The sequence below is a fragment of the Streptomyces sp. NPDC004266 genome (assembly GCF_042874095.1).
Lineage (GTDB): Bacteria > Actinomycetota > Actinomycetes > Streptomycetales > Streptomycetaceae > Streptomyces.
Genome location: NZ_JBIAMM010000004.1, coordinates 171,689 through 186,523 on the forward strand (window position 1 = coordinate 171,689; position 14,835 = coordinate 186,523).

At 73.9% G+C, this 14,835-nt stretch carries 13 protein-coding genes; 3 read left to right on the forward strand and 10 right to left on the reverse strand.

Features of this window, described 5'->3' with window-relative positions; all coding sequences use genetic code 11:
* Nucleotides 1–54 precede the first annotated feature (54 nt).
* Nucleotides 55–1,266 (forward strand): TOMM precursor leader peptide-binding protein, encoded by a 1,212-nt coding sequence (locus ACFYUZ_RS11990; RefSeq protein ID WP_389308024.1) that lies wholly within the window; start codon nt 55–57, stop codon nt 1,264–1,266.
* A 41-nt stretch (nt 1,267–1,307) separates the two neighbouring features.
* On the forward strand, nt 1,308–2,654 hold the full coding sequence (locus tag ACFYUZ_RS11995) for an ABC1 kinase family protein (RefSeq protein ID WP_389308026.1): 1,347 nt from the start codon (nt 1,308–1,310) through the stop codon (nt 2,652–2,654).
* Between the two features lie 22 nt (nt 2,655–2,676).
* Here ACFYUZ_RS11995 and ACFYUZ_RS12000 read toward each other — a convergent pair whose 3' ends face one another.
* The 6 genes from ACFYUZ_RS12000 to ACFYUZ_RS12025 form a co-directional block, all read right to left on the reverse strand.
* The gene (locus tag ACFYUZ_RS12000) at nt 2,677–3,351 is read right to left on the reverse strand and encodes a class I SAM-dependent methyltransferase (protein ID WP_389308028.1); all 675 of its coding nucleotides are present in this window, start codon (nt 3,349–3,351) and stop codon (nt 2,677–2,679) included.
* Between the two features lie 88 nt (nt 3,352–3,439).
* Entirely contained in the window at nt 3,440–3,622 is a 183-nt protein-coding gene (locus tag ACFYUZ_RS12005; protein ID WP_030688656.1) for a hypothetical protein, read from the reverse strand.
* A gap of 98 nt (nt 3,623–3,720) precedes the next feature.
* On the reverse strand, nt 3,721–4,044 hold the full coding sequence (locus ACFYUZ_RS12010) for a hypothetical protein (RefSeq protein WP_389308030.1): 324 nt from the start codon (nt 4,042–4,044) through the stop codon (nt 3,721–3,723).
* Nucleotides 4,041–4,409 carry a WhiB family transcriptional regulator gene (locus ACFYUZ_RS12015; protein ID WP_030688652.1) on the reverse strand — a complete coding sequence of 123 codons (369 nt, stop codon included), beginning with the start codon at nt 4,407–4,409 and terminating at the stop codon, nt 4,041–4,043. Before ACFYUZ_RS12015 ends, ACFYUZ_RS12010 begins: the two co-directional genes overlap by 4 nt.
* A gap of 173 nt (nt 4,410–4,582) precedes the next feature.
* The gene (locus ACFYUZ_RS12020) at nt 4,583–4,939 is read right to left on the reverse strand and encodes a hypothetical protein (protein WP_389308032.1); all 357 of its coding nucleotides are present in this window, start codon (nt 4,937–4,939) and stop codon (nt 4,583–4,585) included.
* A gap of 172 nt (nt 4,940–5,111) precedes the next feature.
* Nucleotides 5,112–7,292: an ATP-dependent DNA helicase UvrD2 gene (locus ACFYUZ_RS12025; protein ID WP_389308034.1), complete on the reverse strand. Its 2,181-nt coding sequence runs from the start codon at nt 7,290–7,292 to the stop codon at nt 5,112–5,114.
* A 146-nt stretch (nt 7,293–7,438) separates the two neighbouring features.
* Between ACFYUZ_RS12025 and ACFYUZ_RS12030 the strand changes: the two genes are divergently transcribed.
* Entirely contained in the window at nt 7,439–7,681 is a 243-nt protein-coding gene (locus ACFYUZ_RS12030; protein WP_030688646.1) for a mycoredoxin, read from the forward strand.
* Nucleotides 7,682–7,739: 58 nt separating this feature from the next.
* Here the strand turns inward: ACFYUZ_RS12030 and nudC are convergent, their stop codons facing one another.
* From nudC to ACFYUZ_RS12050, 4 genes are all read right to left on the reverse strand, one after another.
* A complete protein-coding gene (gene nudC, locus ACFYUZ_RS12035) occupies nt 7,740–8,708 on the reverse strand; it encodes an NAD(+) diphosphatase (RefSeq protein WP_389308036.1) in 969 nt (322 codons plus the stop codon).
* Nucleotides 8,709–8,743: 35 nt separating this feature from the next.
* On the reverse strand, nt 8,744–10,162 hold the full coding sequence (locus tag ACFYUZ_RS12040) for a dipeptidase (protein WP_389308038.1): 1,419 nt from the start codon (nt 10,160–10,162) through the stop codon (nt 8,744–8,746).
* A 9-nt stretch (nt 10,163–10,171) separates the two neighbouring features.
* On the reverse strand, nt 10,172–13,618 hold the full coding sequence (locus tag ACFYUZ_RS12045) for a UvrD-helicase domain-containing protein (RefSeq protein ID WP_389308039.1): 3,447 nt from the start codon (nt 13,616–13,618) through the stop codon (nt 10,172–10,174).
* A gap of 367 nt (nt 13,619–13,985) precedes the next feature.
* Complete coding sequence (locus ACFYUZ_RS12050) at nt 13,986–14,753, reverse strand: hypothetical protein (RefSeq protein ID WP_389308041.1); 768 nt, start codon at nt 14,751–14,753, stop codon at nt 13,986–13,988.
* Between the last annotated feature and the right edge of the window lie 82 nt (nt 14,754–14,835).

The following is a 14,835-nucleotide window of genomic DNA, read 5'->3' on the forward strand; positions in this document are numbered from 1 at the left end:
TCACGGGCGAGGACGGACATCGAGGACGGACATGGGGACGAACGGGGGCGGGAAATGCATCCGATGGTGAAACCGGCGCTGCGGCGGGCGTGGCGGAGTCTGCAGTGCGTGCAGTTCGGCGTCGCCCCCGCGCACGCGGTGGTGCTCGACCCGGTCGACCCGGCGACGGGGGCGGTGCTCGGGCTGCTCGACGGCACCCGCGGGACGGCGCTGCTGCGGGCCGAGGCGCGGGCGCTGGGCCTGCCGGACGGCCGCCTGGAGGCGCTCCTGGGCCGGCTGGAGTCGGCAGGGCTCCTCACGGACGCCGCGACCGGGCGGCCCGGGAAGGCGGGGCCGGCCGCCGGGGCGGTGGACGTGGCCCTCGATCCGCTCCGCGCGGACCTGGCCTCCCTCTCGGTGGTGCACCCCGAGCCGGAGCGGGCCGCGCGGACCCTGACGGCCCGGCGGGCCCTGCGCGTCCAGGTCCGGGGCGCGGGCAGGGTGGGGACGACGGTGGCGTCCCTGCTCGCCGCCGCGGGCGTCGGTTCGGTCGAGGTCCTCGACTCGGGCCGGGTCGAGCCCTGGGAGACGGCCCCGGGCGGGCTCCCCGCCGAGTCCGTCGGCGAGCGCCGCGCGACGGCGGCCCGCCGCCTGGTCACCCGCTGGGCACGGGAGCCGGGGCGCGGGGCGAGGACGGGAGGGGCCGGGCCGGACGGACCGGGCGGGCCCGGTGGAGCGCGGTGCCGGGGCGGACGCGGCCGGTGGGGTGAAGCCACGGGGGAGCCCGGGCTGTCACTCGTCGTGGTGACGCCGCGGGACGGGCTCGGCGCGTACGTCCCCGATCCGCTCCCCGCCGAGCCGTGGATCTCCACCGGCACCCCCCACTTGTACGCGGGCGTCCTGGAGGCGACGGGGACGGTCGGACCGCTCGTGCTGCCCGGCGGCACGGCCTGCGCGCGGTGTCTCCAGGAGGAGCTGACGGACCGGGACCCGGTGACGCCCCGGCTGCTGGCCCAGTGGCGTTCCGGCGCCCCGCATCCGCTGCCCGCCTGCGACCTCGGTCTGGCCACGGCGGTCGCCGGGCTGGCCGCCGCGCACGCGCTGGCCTTCCTGGACGGGGACCTCCCGGCGAGCACCGGCACCCGGTGGGAGGCGTCGCTGCCGTTGCTGGAGTGGCGGGCGGAGCGGCTGAGACCTCACCCGGCCTGCCCCTGCGGGGCGGCGCGCGGAGGAGAAGGGGAGCGCGCCTCGGCGGCCGGGGAAGCGCAGGACACAATGGCGGGGTAACGGCCCTGCGCGGCACGGCAGTCTGGGTTTTGGAGGGGCGTATGTCTGATCTTCCCCGGAAGGCGGTCACCCGGACCGCCAAGTTGGCCGCGTTGCCTCTGGGCTTCGCGGGCCGGGCCACCTGGGGTCTGGGCAAGCGGATCGGCGGCAGATCCGCGGAGTTGGTCGCCCGCGAGCTCCAGCAGCGCACGGCGGAGCAGCTGTTCAAGGTCCTGGGCGAGCTGAAGGGCGGGGCCATGAAGTTCGGGCAGGCGCTGTCCGTCTTCGAGTCGGCCCTGCCGGAGGAGGTCGCCGGGCCGTACCGGGCGGCGCTGACGAAGCTTCAGGACGCGGCGCCGCCGATGCCGACGCGCACGGTGCACACGGTCCTGGAGGAGCGGCTCGGGGCCGAGTGGCGGACGTTGTTCCTCGAGTTCGAGGACAAGCCGGCGGCGGCGGCCTCGATCGGGCAGGTGCACCGGGCCGTGTGGCACGACGGCCGCGAGGTCGCGGTGAAGGTGCAGTACCCGGGCGCCGAGGAGGCGCTGCTCTCCGACCTGACGCAGTTGAGCCGCTTCGCCCGGCTGCTCGGTCCGCTGATCCCGGGCATGGACATCAAGCCGCTGATCGCCGAGATGCGGGACCGGGTCTCGGAGGAGCTGGACTACGCCCTGGAGGCGGAGGCGCAGCGGATCCACGCGGAGGAGTTCGCGGACGATCCCGACGTGGTGGTGCCCGCGGTGGTGCACCAGTCGGAGCAGATCCTCGTGACCGAGTGGATGGACGGGGTACCGCTCGCGGAGGTGATCGCGGACGGCACGGAGGCGCAGCGGGACCGGGCGGGTCAGCTCCTCGCCCGTTTCCTCTTCTCCGGCCCCGCGCGCACGGGCCTGTTGCACGCCGATCCGCACCCGGGGAACTTCCGGCTGCTGCCCGGGGGCGAGGACGAGGGGCCGGAGGGCTGGCGGCTCGGCGTCCTCGACTTCGGCACCGTGGACCGGCTGCCGGGCGGGCTGCCGGAGACGATCGGCACCTGTCTGCGGATGACGGTCGAGGGCGAGGCCGAGACCGTCTACGAGCTGTTGTGCGCGGAGGGCTTCGTCAAGGAGTCCGTCGCGCTCGACCCGGACGCGGTCCTGGAGTACCTGCTGCCGATCATCGAGCCGGCCGAGGCGGAGTCCTTCGTCTTCACCCGTGGCTGGATGCGCACGCAGGCGGCCCGGATCGCCGACCCCCGCTCCCCCGCCCACCAGTTGGGCAAGCAGTTGAACCTGCCGCCCGCGTACCTGCTGATACACCGTGTGACGTTGAGCACCATCGGGGTGCTCTGCCAGCTGAACGCGACGGTACGGCTGCGGGACGAGCTCGTCGAGTGGCTGCCGGGCTTCGAGGACCCGGACGCCGTCTAGGGCCTGATCGGCAGGACGCTCCCTAGGAGCCGGCTCGGGCGGGCTTGCGCCACACGAGGGTGTAGCGCCAGTAGAGGCGGCGGCGGATCCGGGCGCCGGGGAGGATCCGCCGGGCGACGAGGGCGATCTCGGCGAGGGTCTCCTCGGCGTCGCGGGTCGCGGCGGTCATGGCCACGGGCCGGGGGGCCCGGCGGCCCCGGTTCCTGAGCCAACCGGTGGCCGCGTTCAGGGGGATCGCGAGGAGGCCGAGGAGGTGGTCGCCGGCGGTGGCGGGGCGGGAGAGGCCGAGGACGACCAGGGTTCCGCCGGGGGCCAGCCGGTCCTTGAACCGCTGGAGGGCCGGGGCGAGCGGCAGGTGGTGGAGGGTCGCCACGCAGGTGACGGCGGTGTGGGCGCCGTCGTCCCCGGTGTCGGCGAGGGCGTCCTCGACGTCGAAGGTCACGGGGGCGCCCGGGGCGGTGAGCTCGCGGGCGCGGGCGACGATCGCCGGGTCGGCGTCGACGGCGCGGACGGCCGTGGCCCGGCCGGCGAGGAGCCGGGCGAGGTCACCACTGCCGCAGCCGACGTCCAGGGCACGGTCGACGCGGCGCGGCAGCTGCCTCAGGATCCACCGGTGGTAGTGGGCGTTGTGGTCCCAGGGGTGGGCGGCGTTGAACCGTTCGAGCGCGCGCAGAAGACGCTCCGTGAGGGCTGCCATCGGGGCAGTCCATCACACGCGGCGGGGGCCAGGGAGACCGGACCCGGCGCGGGGCGCCGTCCGTCCTGCCCGCGGCGGGAGGGGCGGCTCACCACCAGGAGGAGTCCAGGCGGCCCTCGATGGAGCGGATGTTGGCGCGGGCGCACTCCTCGCAGAAGTACTCGCGGCGGCCGTTCTCGACGGAGCAGGTCCAGGTCACCGGAAGGGGGTCGGCGGTCCTGCCGCAGCGGGCGCAGGAGACGGGCTCCTGGGGGACGCGGGCTTCGTTCACCCTGGTGACGATAGCCCCGCGCGGGGTCGTGGTGCGGACAACGCACCGCGGGGGCCGGTCCGTTCGGACCGGCCCCCGCGAGGGCGTCACGGAGACGCTCAGTGCATGACGGCCATGGCGAGCGCGCGGCGGGCGCGCAGCGAGACGCGCTCGGCGCGGCGCTGCATGCGCCGGGCGGCGACCAGGCGCACGGCCTGGCGTTCCGCGTCGGCCTCACGCTGTCGCTCATGCATATGGGCACGGGCCAGGGCTTCGGGGGCGAGTTGCATTTCACGGGTCCTGTTCTGACGCGCGGTGTGCGCGGCGGCGGGGGAGAAGACTGGGGTCGCGGAGCCGAGGGGCTCGCTGGCGGAAGAGGTCATCGGGGCCTGCTTCTGGGGATCGTGCGTGAGGGGGCGGTCGATGGTTCCGGTGGCGCTCATGCCGCGACCGGGTTCTTGCGCGGGCGGCCACGGGGCCGCTTGCGGGCGACGACCACGCCCTGGACGAAGAGCTCGCCACCCCAGACGCCCCAGGGCTCGCGGCGCTCCTTGGCGCCGGCGAGGCAGGCGGCCATCAGCGGGCAGGTCCGGCAGAGGGACTTCGCGTACTCGACGTCGGCCGGGGACTCGGCGAAGAAGACCTCGGGGTCGTAGGCGCGACACGGGACGGGGACGCCGAGGTTCTCGATGGCGTCGTCGAGCGCGGTGAGCGCGGTGAGGGGGGTCAAAGCGGGGTCCTCCGTGGAGCCGGGCAGGGGGATCGATTCGGAATGCGGTACGGACGGGGCGTGCGCTTCGAGTTGCACGGTGGTCTTTCCTCGTCTGGTCGTTCCGGCCTGTTGACCGGGGTTTCGGCTGGTACCGGGCGGTGTCTTTCCCGAGGCCCCTTCGCGCCGTCGTCCCCGTTCGAGGACAAACAGAAGGGCCGCGGATCCCGGGTGGGGTTCCGCGGCCCTGAAGGCGCCGGTCTGATCATGGATCAGACTGGATCACTCCAGGGTTCGAGCCCACGGAAGGCCCACATCATGTGGTGGTGCGTCGTCGTCTGCTGCTGGGTTCCGGCACCGGTCGCCGCAAAGCCATAGGCCGTGGCCTTGCCTGCTGCTCCTGCTTCCAGTGCCTTGGTCGGTCGCTCATTGCGCGGAGCCACGGCGGCCGCACCGAGACCGGAAAGACCGGTGACGGGCAGGCCGGCGACGGGCAGACCGGTGCCAATGAGAGCCGAGGCGGAGAGGCCGAGCGAGCAGGCGGAGACGACCGAGCGATCGGTCATTTTGGCCGTGCCGATGAAGCCGACGGTGCTGACGGTGCTGGTCTGGATGGTGTAGCTGATCACTGGAATCGCCTCCTCTCGGCGTCTCGGAGGGTTCGGGTGCGAGCCGGACCCTCATGTTTATTTGGACAAGTACAGCACGAAGACAGGGCTTCGAAGAAGCCGCTGTTTCCGTGGTTAAGAACCTATGGGGCTTGACGGGGCGGGCGCAAACTATTTTTCCGACGAGTTTTCCTCAGACCTCACCCTCGTCCGTCCCGCCCTCTTCACCTGCGCAGATGGCCAGGACCTCGGCTCCGAAGCGGTCGAGCTTGCGGATGCCGACGCCGGAGATCGAGGCGAGCTCCCCGTCGGTGGCGGGGACCCGCTCGGCGATCGCCATGAGCGTCTTGTCGGTGAACACGCAATAGGCCGGCTGGCCGAGCTGCCTGGCCTGTTCCGACCGCCAGTCCCGCAGCCGCTCGTACAGGCCCTCGTCCATGTCCGAGGGGCAGTCCTCGCAGCGCATCAGCTTCATCGCGCCCGCCTGGGTGAGGGTGGCGCCGCAGACCCGGCACAGGACGGGGCCGCGGGGCCCCCGCCGGCGGAGGCCGCTCCCCCGCTCGACGGAGCTGGAGGCGCCGCCGGAGCCGACGGTGCCGAGGGAGCCCGAGCCGGGGCGCAGGCCCTGGAGGAAGCGGCTGGGGCGCCGGTTGGCGCGGCCGCCCGGGGAGCGGGAGAGCGCCCAGGAGAGCGTGAGGTGGACCCGGGCCCGGGTGACGCCCACGTACAGCAGGCGTCGCTCCTCCTCGATCTGCTCGTCGGTCTTGGCGTAGGTGATCGGCAGCATGCCCTCGGTGAGGCCGACCAGGAAGACGGCGTCCCATTCGAGGCCCTTGGCGGCGTGCAGCGAGGCGAGGGTGACGCCCTGGACGGTCGGGGCGTGCTGGGCGGCGGCCCGCTCGTCGAGCTCGGCGACCAGGTCGGAGAGGGTGGCTCCGGGCTTGGCGCGGGCGAAGTCCTCGGCGAGCCGGACGAGGGCGGCGAGGGACTCCCAGCGGTCGCGGACCGCGCCGGAGCCGGCGGGCGGCTCGGTGGTCCAGCCCTTGGTGGAGAGGACGGCCCTGACCTGGGCGGGGAGGTCCTCGGCGTCGTCGAGGAGCGAGTCGTTGCCCCCCGCGCGGGCGGCGCCGCGCAGGGCGATGCCCGCCTCCCGCACCTCCTGGCGCTCGAAGAAGCGCTCGGCGCCGCGGAGCTGGTAGGGCACTCCGGCGTCGGCGAGGGCCTGCTCGTACACCTCGGACTGGGCGTTGATCCGGTAGAGGACGGCGATCTCGCCGGCCGGGACGCCGGCGGCGATGAGGTCGCGGATGCGGCGGGCGGTGCCCTCGGCCTCGGCGGGCTCGTCGGCGTACTCCGTGTAGACCGGATCGGGGCCCGGGTCGCGCTGGGAGATCAGCTCCAGGCGGTGCTCGGCGGCCCGGCCGCGGGCCTGGCCGAGCAGCCCGTTCGCCAGGTGGACGACCTGCGGGGTGGAGCGGTAGTCGCGGACCAGCTTGACGACGGTGGCGCCCGGGTGCCGGGTGCGGAAGTTCAGCAGGTGGTCGGGGGTGGCGCCGGTGAAGGAGTAGATCGTCTGCCCGGCGTCGCCGACGACGCAGAGGTTGTCGCGGTCGCCGAGCCACAGGTCGAGCAGCCGCTGCTGGAGCGGGGAGACGTCCTGGTACTCGTCCACCACGAAGTGCTGGTACTGGCGGCGGATCTGGTCGGCGATGTCGTGCCGGTCCTGGAGGATGCCGACGGTGAGCAGCAGCACGTCCTCGAAGTCGATCACCGAGCGGTCACGCTTCAGCTGCTCGTACATGGCATAGATCTGGCCGATCTCGGCCGGGTCGCGGGGGGCGTCCCTGACGGACTTGGCGACGGCGGCCGGGTAGTCGGCGGGGACGGTCTGGGTGACCTTGGCCCACTCGATCTCGCCGGTCACGTCCCTGAGCTCGTTCCGGTCGAGCCGGATCCGGCAGCGGGCCGCGGCCTCGGCGACCAGCTGGACCTTGCGCTCCAGGAGGCGGGGCAGCTCGCCACCGACTGCTTTCGGCCAGAAGAACTGGAGCTGTCGGAGGGCCGCGGAGTGGAACGTGCGGGCCTGGACGCCGCCCGCGCCGAGCTGTCGGAGCCGGCCGCGCATCTCGCCCGCGGCGCGGTTGGTGAACGTGACGGCCAGCACACTGGCGGGCTGCAGGATGCCGGCCCGCACCCCGTACGCGATGCGGTGGGTGAGGGCCCGCGTCTTGCCCGTGCCGGCTCCCGCGAGGACGCACACCGGCCCGTTCAGGGCAAGGGCGACCTCGCGCTGCTCGGGGTCGAGCCCGTCGAGCACCGCGTCGGCCGTCTCCGGGACCTGGGGGAAGAGAGTGGAGGGCGTTGCTGCTGTCACCCCGCCATGCTGCCAGGTCGGCGAGACCGGTGCGGCGGCTCGTCCACAGGCACGAGACGCCGGTCATACGAATTCCGGGAATGGCGTCGGGAGGGCGTACGTTCTCCCTCTCGGCACCCGTCCGCGAACAAGAGGAGCGCCTGGCCATGCAGGGCACTGTGACGATGTACAGCACCACGTGGTGCGGCTACTGCCGTCGGCTGAAGAGCCAGATGGACCGCGAGGGCATCGCGTACACGGAGATCAACATCGAGCAGGACCCCGACTCGGCGGCGTTCGTCGAGAAGGCCAACGGCGGCAACCAGACGGTGCCGACCGTCCTCTTCCCGGACGGTTCCACCCTGACGAACCCGAGCCTCGCGCAGGTCAAGCAGAAGATCGGCGTCTGAGCGTCGGACGCGCGAAGCCCCCGGCCGTGGCCGGGGGCTTCTCCGTGTGCGGGGGCGGTCAGATCACGTCGCCCGGCTTCGGGAGCGGCTTGCCGTACCAGCGCTCGATCAGCCGGGAGGCGATCGAGATGCCGTACGGGGGCAGGACCTCGCCGGACTCGAAGGCGGCGGCCAGGTCCTCGCGGGAGAACCAGCGGGCCTCGTGGATCTCCTCGCCGTCCACGTTGATCTCGGAGGACGTGGCGCGGGCGAAGAAGCCCAGCATCAGGCTGGACGGGAACGGCCAGGGCTGGCTGGCGATGTACTCGACCTCGCCGACCGTGACGCCGGCCTCCTCGAAGACCTCGCGGGCCACCGACGCCTCGATGGACTCGCCCGGCTCCACGAAGCCGGCGAGGGTCGAGAAGCGGCCCTCGGGCCAGTGCACCTGGCGGCCGAGCAGCGCCCGGTCCTGGTCGTCGGTGACCAGCATGATCACCGCGGGGTCGGTGCGCGGGTAGTGCTCTGCGCCGCAGGCCTGGCAGCGGCGGACGTGCCCGGCGGCCGCGATCACCGTGTGCTCGCCGCAGCGCGAACAGAAGCGGTGGAGGCGCTGCCAGTTCTCCAGGGCCACGGCGTGCACCATGAGGCCCGCGTCGCGGTCGGAGAGCAGCAGGCCGGCCTCGCGCAGCCCGGCGGGGCGCGCGGACTGGTCCATGCGGCCGGGCAGCGAGTCCTTCTGGAGGGCGAAGTAGGAGACGCCGTCGGCGTCCGTGCCCAGGAAGTAGCGGTGGGTCTCGGTGACCGGGGCCTCGAAGGCCGGGGTCATCACGATCTCGGTGGTGCCGTCGGGGCGGTCGTCGATCAGCACCTGGCCGCCGGAGACCACGAAGACCCGGGTCGTGGGGTGGCTCCAGGCCGCCGCCAGCCATGCCTCGTCGAGGCGGTGGTGGGCGGCGCGGTCGACGCCGCTCGGGGCGGTGAGCGAGATCGGGCGGTCCGCGGACGCGTGCGCCGGGCTGCTCGGCGCGTTCTTCAGGGTGCTCACAGGTGCTTCCAACTCCCCCGGATCGGTGTGTGGGTTCAGCGCGCGGCGGCGTGGAGGGCGGCGGGCAGGTCGCCCCACAGGTGCGCGGTCGTCTCGACGCCCTTCATGAGGAGATCGATCTCGATCTTCTCGTTGGGGGCGTGCCAGCCGTCGGACGGGACGGAGACGCCGAGGAACAGGACGGGCGCTCCCAGGACGTCCTGGAGGTCGGCGGCCGGCCCGGAGCCGCCCTCGCGGGTGTAGCGGACCTTGGCGCCGTCGAAGGCCCGGCTCATGGCCCCGGCCACCGCCTTGAGGGCGGGGTGGTCGAGGGGGGTGAGGCAGGGTCGGGTCGGGGCGCCGAAGACGATCTCGTGCCGGATGCCAGCGGGCACGAGCCCGTCGAGCCAGTCCCGTACGGCGAGCTCGATCTTGGCCGGGTCCTGGCCCGCGACGAGCCGGAACGACAGCTTGATCCGGGCCGAGGCGGGGACGATCGTCTTGCCGCCGGGGCCCTGGTAGCCGCCGCCGATGCCGTTGACCTCGGCGGTGGGGCGGGCCCAGACCCGCTCCAGGGTCGTGAAGCCGGCCTCGCCGAGGGTGCCGTGGGACTTGGCCGTGCGCAGCCAGGCCTCCTCGTCGAAGGGCAGCTCGGCGACGAGGGCCCGCTCGGCGTCGGTGAGTTCCGTCACGCCGTCGTAGAAGCCGGGGATCGCGACGTGCTCGTGCTCGTCGTGGAGGGCGGCGACGATCCGGCCGGCGACGGTGGCCGGGTTCGGCACGGCGCCGCCGAAGGAGCCGGAGTGGATGTCCTGGTCGGGGCCGTACAGCTCGATCTCGCAGTCGGCGACCCCGCGCATGCCGGTGCAGACGGTGGGGGTGGTCTCGGACCACATGCCGGTGTCGGAGACGATCACGGCGTCGGCGGCGAGCCGCTCGGCGTGCTCCTCGACCAGCGCGCGGAAGTGCGGGGAGCCGGACTCCTCCTCGCCCTCGACGATCAGCTTGAGGTTGACGGCGGGCGCGGTGCGGCCGGTGGCGGCGAGGTGGGCGCGGACGCCGAGGGTGTGGAAGAACACCTGCCCCTTGTCGTCGGCGGCCCCCCGCGCGTACAGCCGGCCGTCGACCACCGTCGGCTCGAACGGCTCCGTGTGCCAGCCGTCCTCCCGGGCCGCGGGCTGCACGTCGTGGTGGCCGTAGACGAGGACGGTCGGGGCGTCCGGGTCCCCGGAGGGCCACTCGGCGAAGACGGCGGGCGCGCCGGCGGTCTCCCAGATCTCGACCGTGGTGAAACCGGTCTCCGTGAGCTTGGCGGCGAGCCACTCGGCGCTGCGCCGTACGTCCCCGGCCCGGTCCGGCCGGGCCGACACGGAGGGGATGCGCAGCCACTCGGCCAGGTCGCCGAGGAAGGCGGCACGGTGCTGCTCGACGTACGTGCGTACGGTGCGGACGACGCTGTCCGGGGTCTCGCTCATGCCCCGAGCCTATCCGGCGTCCGGAGGTGCCCCTCCCAGCAGGACGGCCTCCAGCTCGGCCCGGCCGGGCAGGCGGGTCGGACGGGCGACCTCACCCGTTCGGACGTACACGAAGGCGGCGGTCACCTCCTCGGGCGCGAGGCCGTGCTGCTCGGCCCAGGCGAGCCGGTAGATCGCGAGCTGCAGCGGGTCCGCGGAGCGGTCCCGACTGGTCTTCCAGTCGACGATCTCGTACGCGCCGGACTCCGGGTCCCGGTAGACGGCGTCGATCCGGCCCCGGACGACCCGGCCCGCGAGGGAGAGGTGCACGGGGACCTCGACGCGGTACGGGGTGCGGTGCGCGTACGGGGTGCGGGCGAAGGCCTCCTTGAGCTCGTCGAGGTCCCGCTCGTCGAGGATCTCGGGCTCGCCCGCGAAGTCCTCGCCGCCGGGCAGCTCCTCCGGGCCGAGGAACGGCAGCGGGAGCTCCTCGAAACGGGACTCCACCCACGCGTGGAAGCGGGTGCCCCGGCGGGCCGCGGGCTGCGGCGCCTTCGGCATCGGCCGGGCCAGCTCCTGCGCGAAGCCGTCGGGGTCGGCGGCGAGGCGCAGGACCTGGGACGCGGAGAGGTAGGCGGGGAGGAGGACGTCCCGGGTCGTCGCGCGGGCGCGGCGGAGCTCGGTGGTGAGGGCGGTGAGGTCGCGGTCCCAGGAGGCGATGGTCTTCGTGTCCTCGGGGGTGGGTCCGTCGTACGGCTCCGGTGGCCGGGGCTCCTCGCGGGGCGCCGGGATCGCGTCCCTGTGGAGGTCCTCCGGGAGTTCCTCCTCGTCCCAGACGGGTTCCTCCTCGTCGGGCCAGAGGTCCTCGGGGTCGGGGTCCGGGAGGTCGGGGTCCGGGAGGTCGGGCGCCGTGCCGGCGGGGTGGTGCCCGCCCTCCTCCGGGCTCCGTCCGGGGGCGCCCCCCTCGCCCCGCGGAACGTACGCCCACAACCTGGTCGTCACCGCCTTCGCCGCTTCCCTGCGCCGTCGCAGCGCCTCGGCGTCCAGCGGGAGCGGCCAGGCCAGGTCCTTGTCCCCCGCCGCCAGGGAAGGGTTCTCCGCGTCCTCCTCCGGCTCGTCCGCCCAGGCCTCGATCTCGCCGTGGCCCGCCGCGCAGTGGTCGTACAGCGCCTGGAGGAAGTCCGAGGGGCCGCGGGGCTTCTTCTGGGCCGGGCCCCACCAGTGGGCGGAGCCGAGGAGCAGGGAGCGGGGGCGGGTGAAGGTGACGTAGCCGAGGCGGAGCTCCTCGGTGTGCTGGTGGTCCCGCATCTCGTTCTTGAAGGACGCGAGGGACTTGGCGTCCCAGGTGTCGATCCCCGGCAGGGTGGCCGCGTCGCCGCGCAGGGCGTGCGGGAGCACCTGGGGCTGCGAGGTCCACGACTCGCGGGCCCGGGCGCTCGGGAACTGGCCCGTGACCAGGCCGGGGACGGCGACGACGTCCCATTCGAGGCCCTTGGACTTGTGGGCGGTGAGGACCTTCACGGTGTTCTCGCCGCCCGGCAGCGCGCTGTCGAGGCCCTTCTCGAACTGGACGGCCGTGCGCAGGAAGCCGAGGAAGGCGAGGAGGCTGGCCTCGCCGTCGAGGGAGGCGAAGCCGGCGGCGATGTCGAGGAAGTGGCCGAGGGTCTCGCGGCGGCGGGCCGCGAGCGCGTGCGGGGAGGCGGAGAGCTCGACCTCCAGACCGGTCGCGGCGAGGACGCGGTGCAGCACGTCCATGAGCGGGTCGGCGAGGGAGGTGCGCAGGGCGCGCAGCTCGGTGGCGAGGCGCGCGAAGCGGACCCGGGCCTCGGCGGAGAAGGCCAGGCCGTCGTCGGTGCCGCCGGAGTCGAGGAAGGTGTCGAGCGCGTCGGCGAGGGAGACGACCTCGGCCGGGTCGACGCCCTCGACGGCGGCGGCGAGCCGCTGCTCGGGGTCCGCCTCCTCGCCGCCCCGGTGGACGAGGAGGCGGGCGCGGCGGCCGAGGAGGGCGAGGTCGCGGGCGCCGATGCGCCAGCGGGGGCCGGTGAGGAGGCGGACCAGGGCGGCGTTGGCCCCCGGGTCCTGGAGGACCTCGCAGACGGCGACGAGGTCGGCGATCTCGGGCAGGTGGAGGAGGCCGGAGAGGCCGACGACCTCGACGGGGACGTCACGGGCGACGAGGGCCGCGTGGATGGCGGGGAAGTCGGTGGCGGTGCGGCACAGGACGGCGATCTCGCCGGGCTCGCGGCCGGTCCGTACGAGGTGGGCGAGGGAGTCGGCGAGCCAGTCGATCTCCTCCGCGTGGGTGGGGAGGAGGGCGATGCGGACGTTGCCGTCGTGCTCGGCGCCCGGGGCGGGGCGCAGCGCCTCCACGCCCGCGTGCATGGCCCGCAGGGGGGCGGCGAGGCGGTTGGCGAGGTCCAGGAGGCGGCCGCCGCTGCGCCGGTTCTCGGAGAGGGAGTAGCGGCTCGCGGGGCTGCCGTCCCGGTGCGGGAAGTGCTCGGGGAAGTCGTCCAGGTTGGCGACGGAGGCGCCGCGCCAGCCGTAGATGGCCTGGCAGGGGTCGCCGACGGCGGTGACGGCGTGCCCGGTGGCGCGGCCGGACGGGCCCTGGCCGAAGAGGCCGGAGAGCAGCAGCCGCTGGGCGACGGAGGTGTCCTGGTACTCGTCGAGGAGGACGACGCGGAACTCGTCGCGCAGGATGGCGCCGACCTCGGGCCGGGTGGTGGCGAGCTCGGCGGAGCGGGCGATCTGGTCGCCGAAGTCGAGCAGGTCGCGGGAGCGCTTGGCGGCGCGGTAGCGGACGACGAGGTCGAGGAGTTCGCGGCGGGCGGCGGAGGCCTCGGGGACCTTGCGCAGTTCGGCGTTGCTGAGCTTGGCGCCGGCGAGGGCGGTGAGGAGCTCGGAGTCGTACGCGTGGAGCCGCTCGGGCGGCACGAGGTGCTCGGCGAGCTCGGCGTCGAGGGCGAGCAGGTCGGTGATGAGGGTCGGGAAGGACCGGGTGAGCGCGGGGTACGGGCCGGGGGCCTCGCGCAGCACGCGCGCGGCGAGCTGGTAGCGGGTCGCGTCGGCGAGGAGGCGGGAGGTGGGCTCCAGGCCGATGCGGAGGCCGTGGTCGGTCAGGAGCTGCCCGGCGAAGGCGTGGTACGTGGAGATGCGGGGCTCGCCCGGGGGGTTCTCCGGGTCGATGACGTCGGGGTCGGTGACGCCGGCGCGGACGAGGGCGGTGCGGACGCGCTCGGCGAGCTCGCCCGCCGCCTTGTTGGTGAAGGTGAGGCCGAGGACCTGCTCGGGGGCGACCTGGCCCGTGCCGACCAGCCAGACCACCCGGGCCGCCATCACCGTCGTCTTGCCGGAGCCGGCTCCGGCCACGACGACCTGCGGGGCGAGCGGCGCGGTGATGCAGGCCGTCTGCTCCGGAGTGAACGGGATGCCGAGGAGCTCCTTGAGCTGCTCGGGGTCGGTGATGCGTGCGGTCACCGGAAGAGGCTAGCGGGGCCCTCCGACACTCCGGCCCCGCACCGCTCCCACCTGCGCTTCTACGCGGACGTGCCCTGGTCGAGCCTCGCGAGGCCGCCCGTCTCGCCGGCCGGCGGGGCCTTCACGTGGACCGGCTCGTCGTAGTCGGAGAGCCCGAGGGTGCCGGGCTCCTCGCCGCCCGCCTGCCCGGGGCGCCGCCGTCGCGGGTCCCGCGACGGCGGCGCCCCGCGGACGACGGCCGCGGCACGGAGCTTCCGGTGGGACCGGGACGTCGTGCGAGCCTCCTCGCTGGCTCCCCGGGCCGTCCCACAGGGGTCGCCCTGCGCGCGTGCCCGCTGCTTCTGCGTTCCGGGCCCGCGCGGGCGGGTCAGGAGGCGGCCTTCATCAGCTCTTCCATGTCCACGGTCTGGTCGGCCGGCGGGGCCGTGACGGTGACCGGCTTGTCGAAGTCGCTCAGGTCGACGGTGCCGGGATCGTCGCCACCGGTCGTCACGACGCGGAGGATGTAGGGCTTGGCGGAGTCCTTGGCCACGTAGAAGGTCGTGGTCCCGCCCTTGTCCTTCTTGCTGAGCACCGCGGCGGGCGTGCCGTCGACGTCGGCGTCGGCCTCGCGGGTCAGGCCCTTGCGCGGCGTCCCCTCGTCCATGTCCTTGACGATCTGCTCCAGGTCGCAGAACGCGTCGGGGCCGCTCGCCTCCGCGCCCTTCTCGCTCGGCATCTTCATCCAGCGGCCCTTGAGGAGCTCGGACATGGCTCCGGACTCGTCGGAGGACGCGCCTTCCTCACCGCCGGTCGACTTCCAGAAGGCGTCGTCGCCCTTCATGTAGCTGGTGCCGCCGGTGCCGATGATCTCGGCGCTGCCGCCCGCGGGGGCCTTCATCGAGCCCTTGCAGTTGCCCTTGTTGTCGACGGAGAAGTCGACGGTCATCTCCTCGCCGTCGGTCTTGCCCTTGCCGTGCATGCGGAAGGCGGTGGCCGCCTTGGTCGTCTCGACCGACTTGTCGGCGATGGCGTCGGCGGTGAGCCCGGCGAAGGGGTCGGCGGGCTTGTCGTCGCCCTTGGAACAGCCCGTGACGCCCGCGACCACAGCCACGCAGACCGTCGCCGCCGCCCAGAGCTTCCTGTTGGCCCTCATGCGTGCACTCCTCACAGCCGTCTCGCACGGCGGTTCTCACAGCTTGTCCTGACGACGCCTTTATGCGGACGTCGCGAAGACA

What these genes read in the sequence shown, in the direction of transcription:
- ACFYUZ_RS12010 (WP_389308030.1), bottom strand. Translation starts at nt 4,044, where the DNA reads ATGAGCGCCACCGGAACCATCGACCGCCCCCTCACGCACGATCCCCAG.
- ACFYUZ_RS12030 (WP_030688646.1), top strand. Translation starts at nt 7,439, where the DNA reads ATGCAGGGCACTGTGACGATGTACAGCACCACGTGGTGCGGCTACTGC.
- ACFYUZ_RS12040 (WP_389308038.1), bottom strand. Translation starts at nt 10,162, where the DNA reads ATGAGCGAGACCCCGGACAGCGTCGTCCGCACCGTACGCACGTACGTC.
- ACFYUZ_RS11990 (WP_389308024.1), top strand. Translation starts at nt 55, where the DNA reads ATGCATCCGATGGTGAAACCGGCGCTGCGGCGGGCGTGGCGGAGTCTG.
- ACFYUZ_RS12000 (WP_389308028.1), bottom strand. Translation starts at nt 3,351, where the DNA reads ATGGCAGCCCTCACGGAGCGTCTTCTGCGCGCGCTCGAACGGTTCAAC.
- ACFYUZ_RS11995 (WP_389308026.1), top strand. Translation starts at nt 1,308, where the DNA reads ATGTCTGATCTTCCCCGGAAGGCGGTCACCCGGACCGCCAAGTTGGCC.
- ACFYUZ_RS12050 (WP_389308041.1), bottom strand. Translation starts at nt 14,753, where the DNA reads ATGAGGGCCAACAGGAAGCTCTGGGCGGCGGCGACGGTCTGCGTGGCT.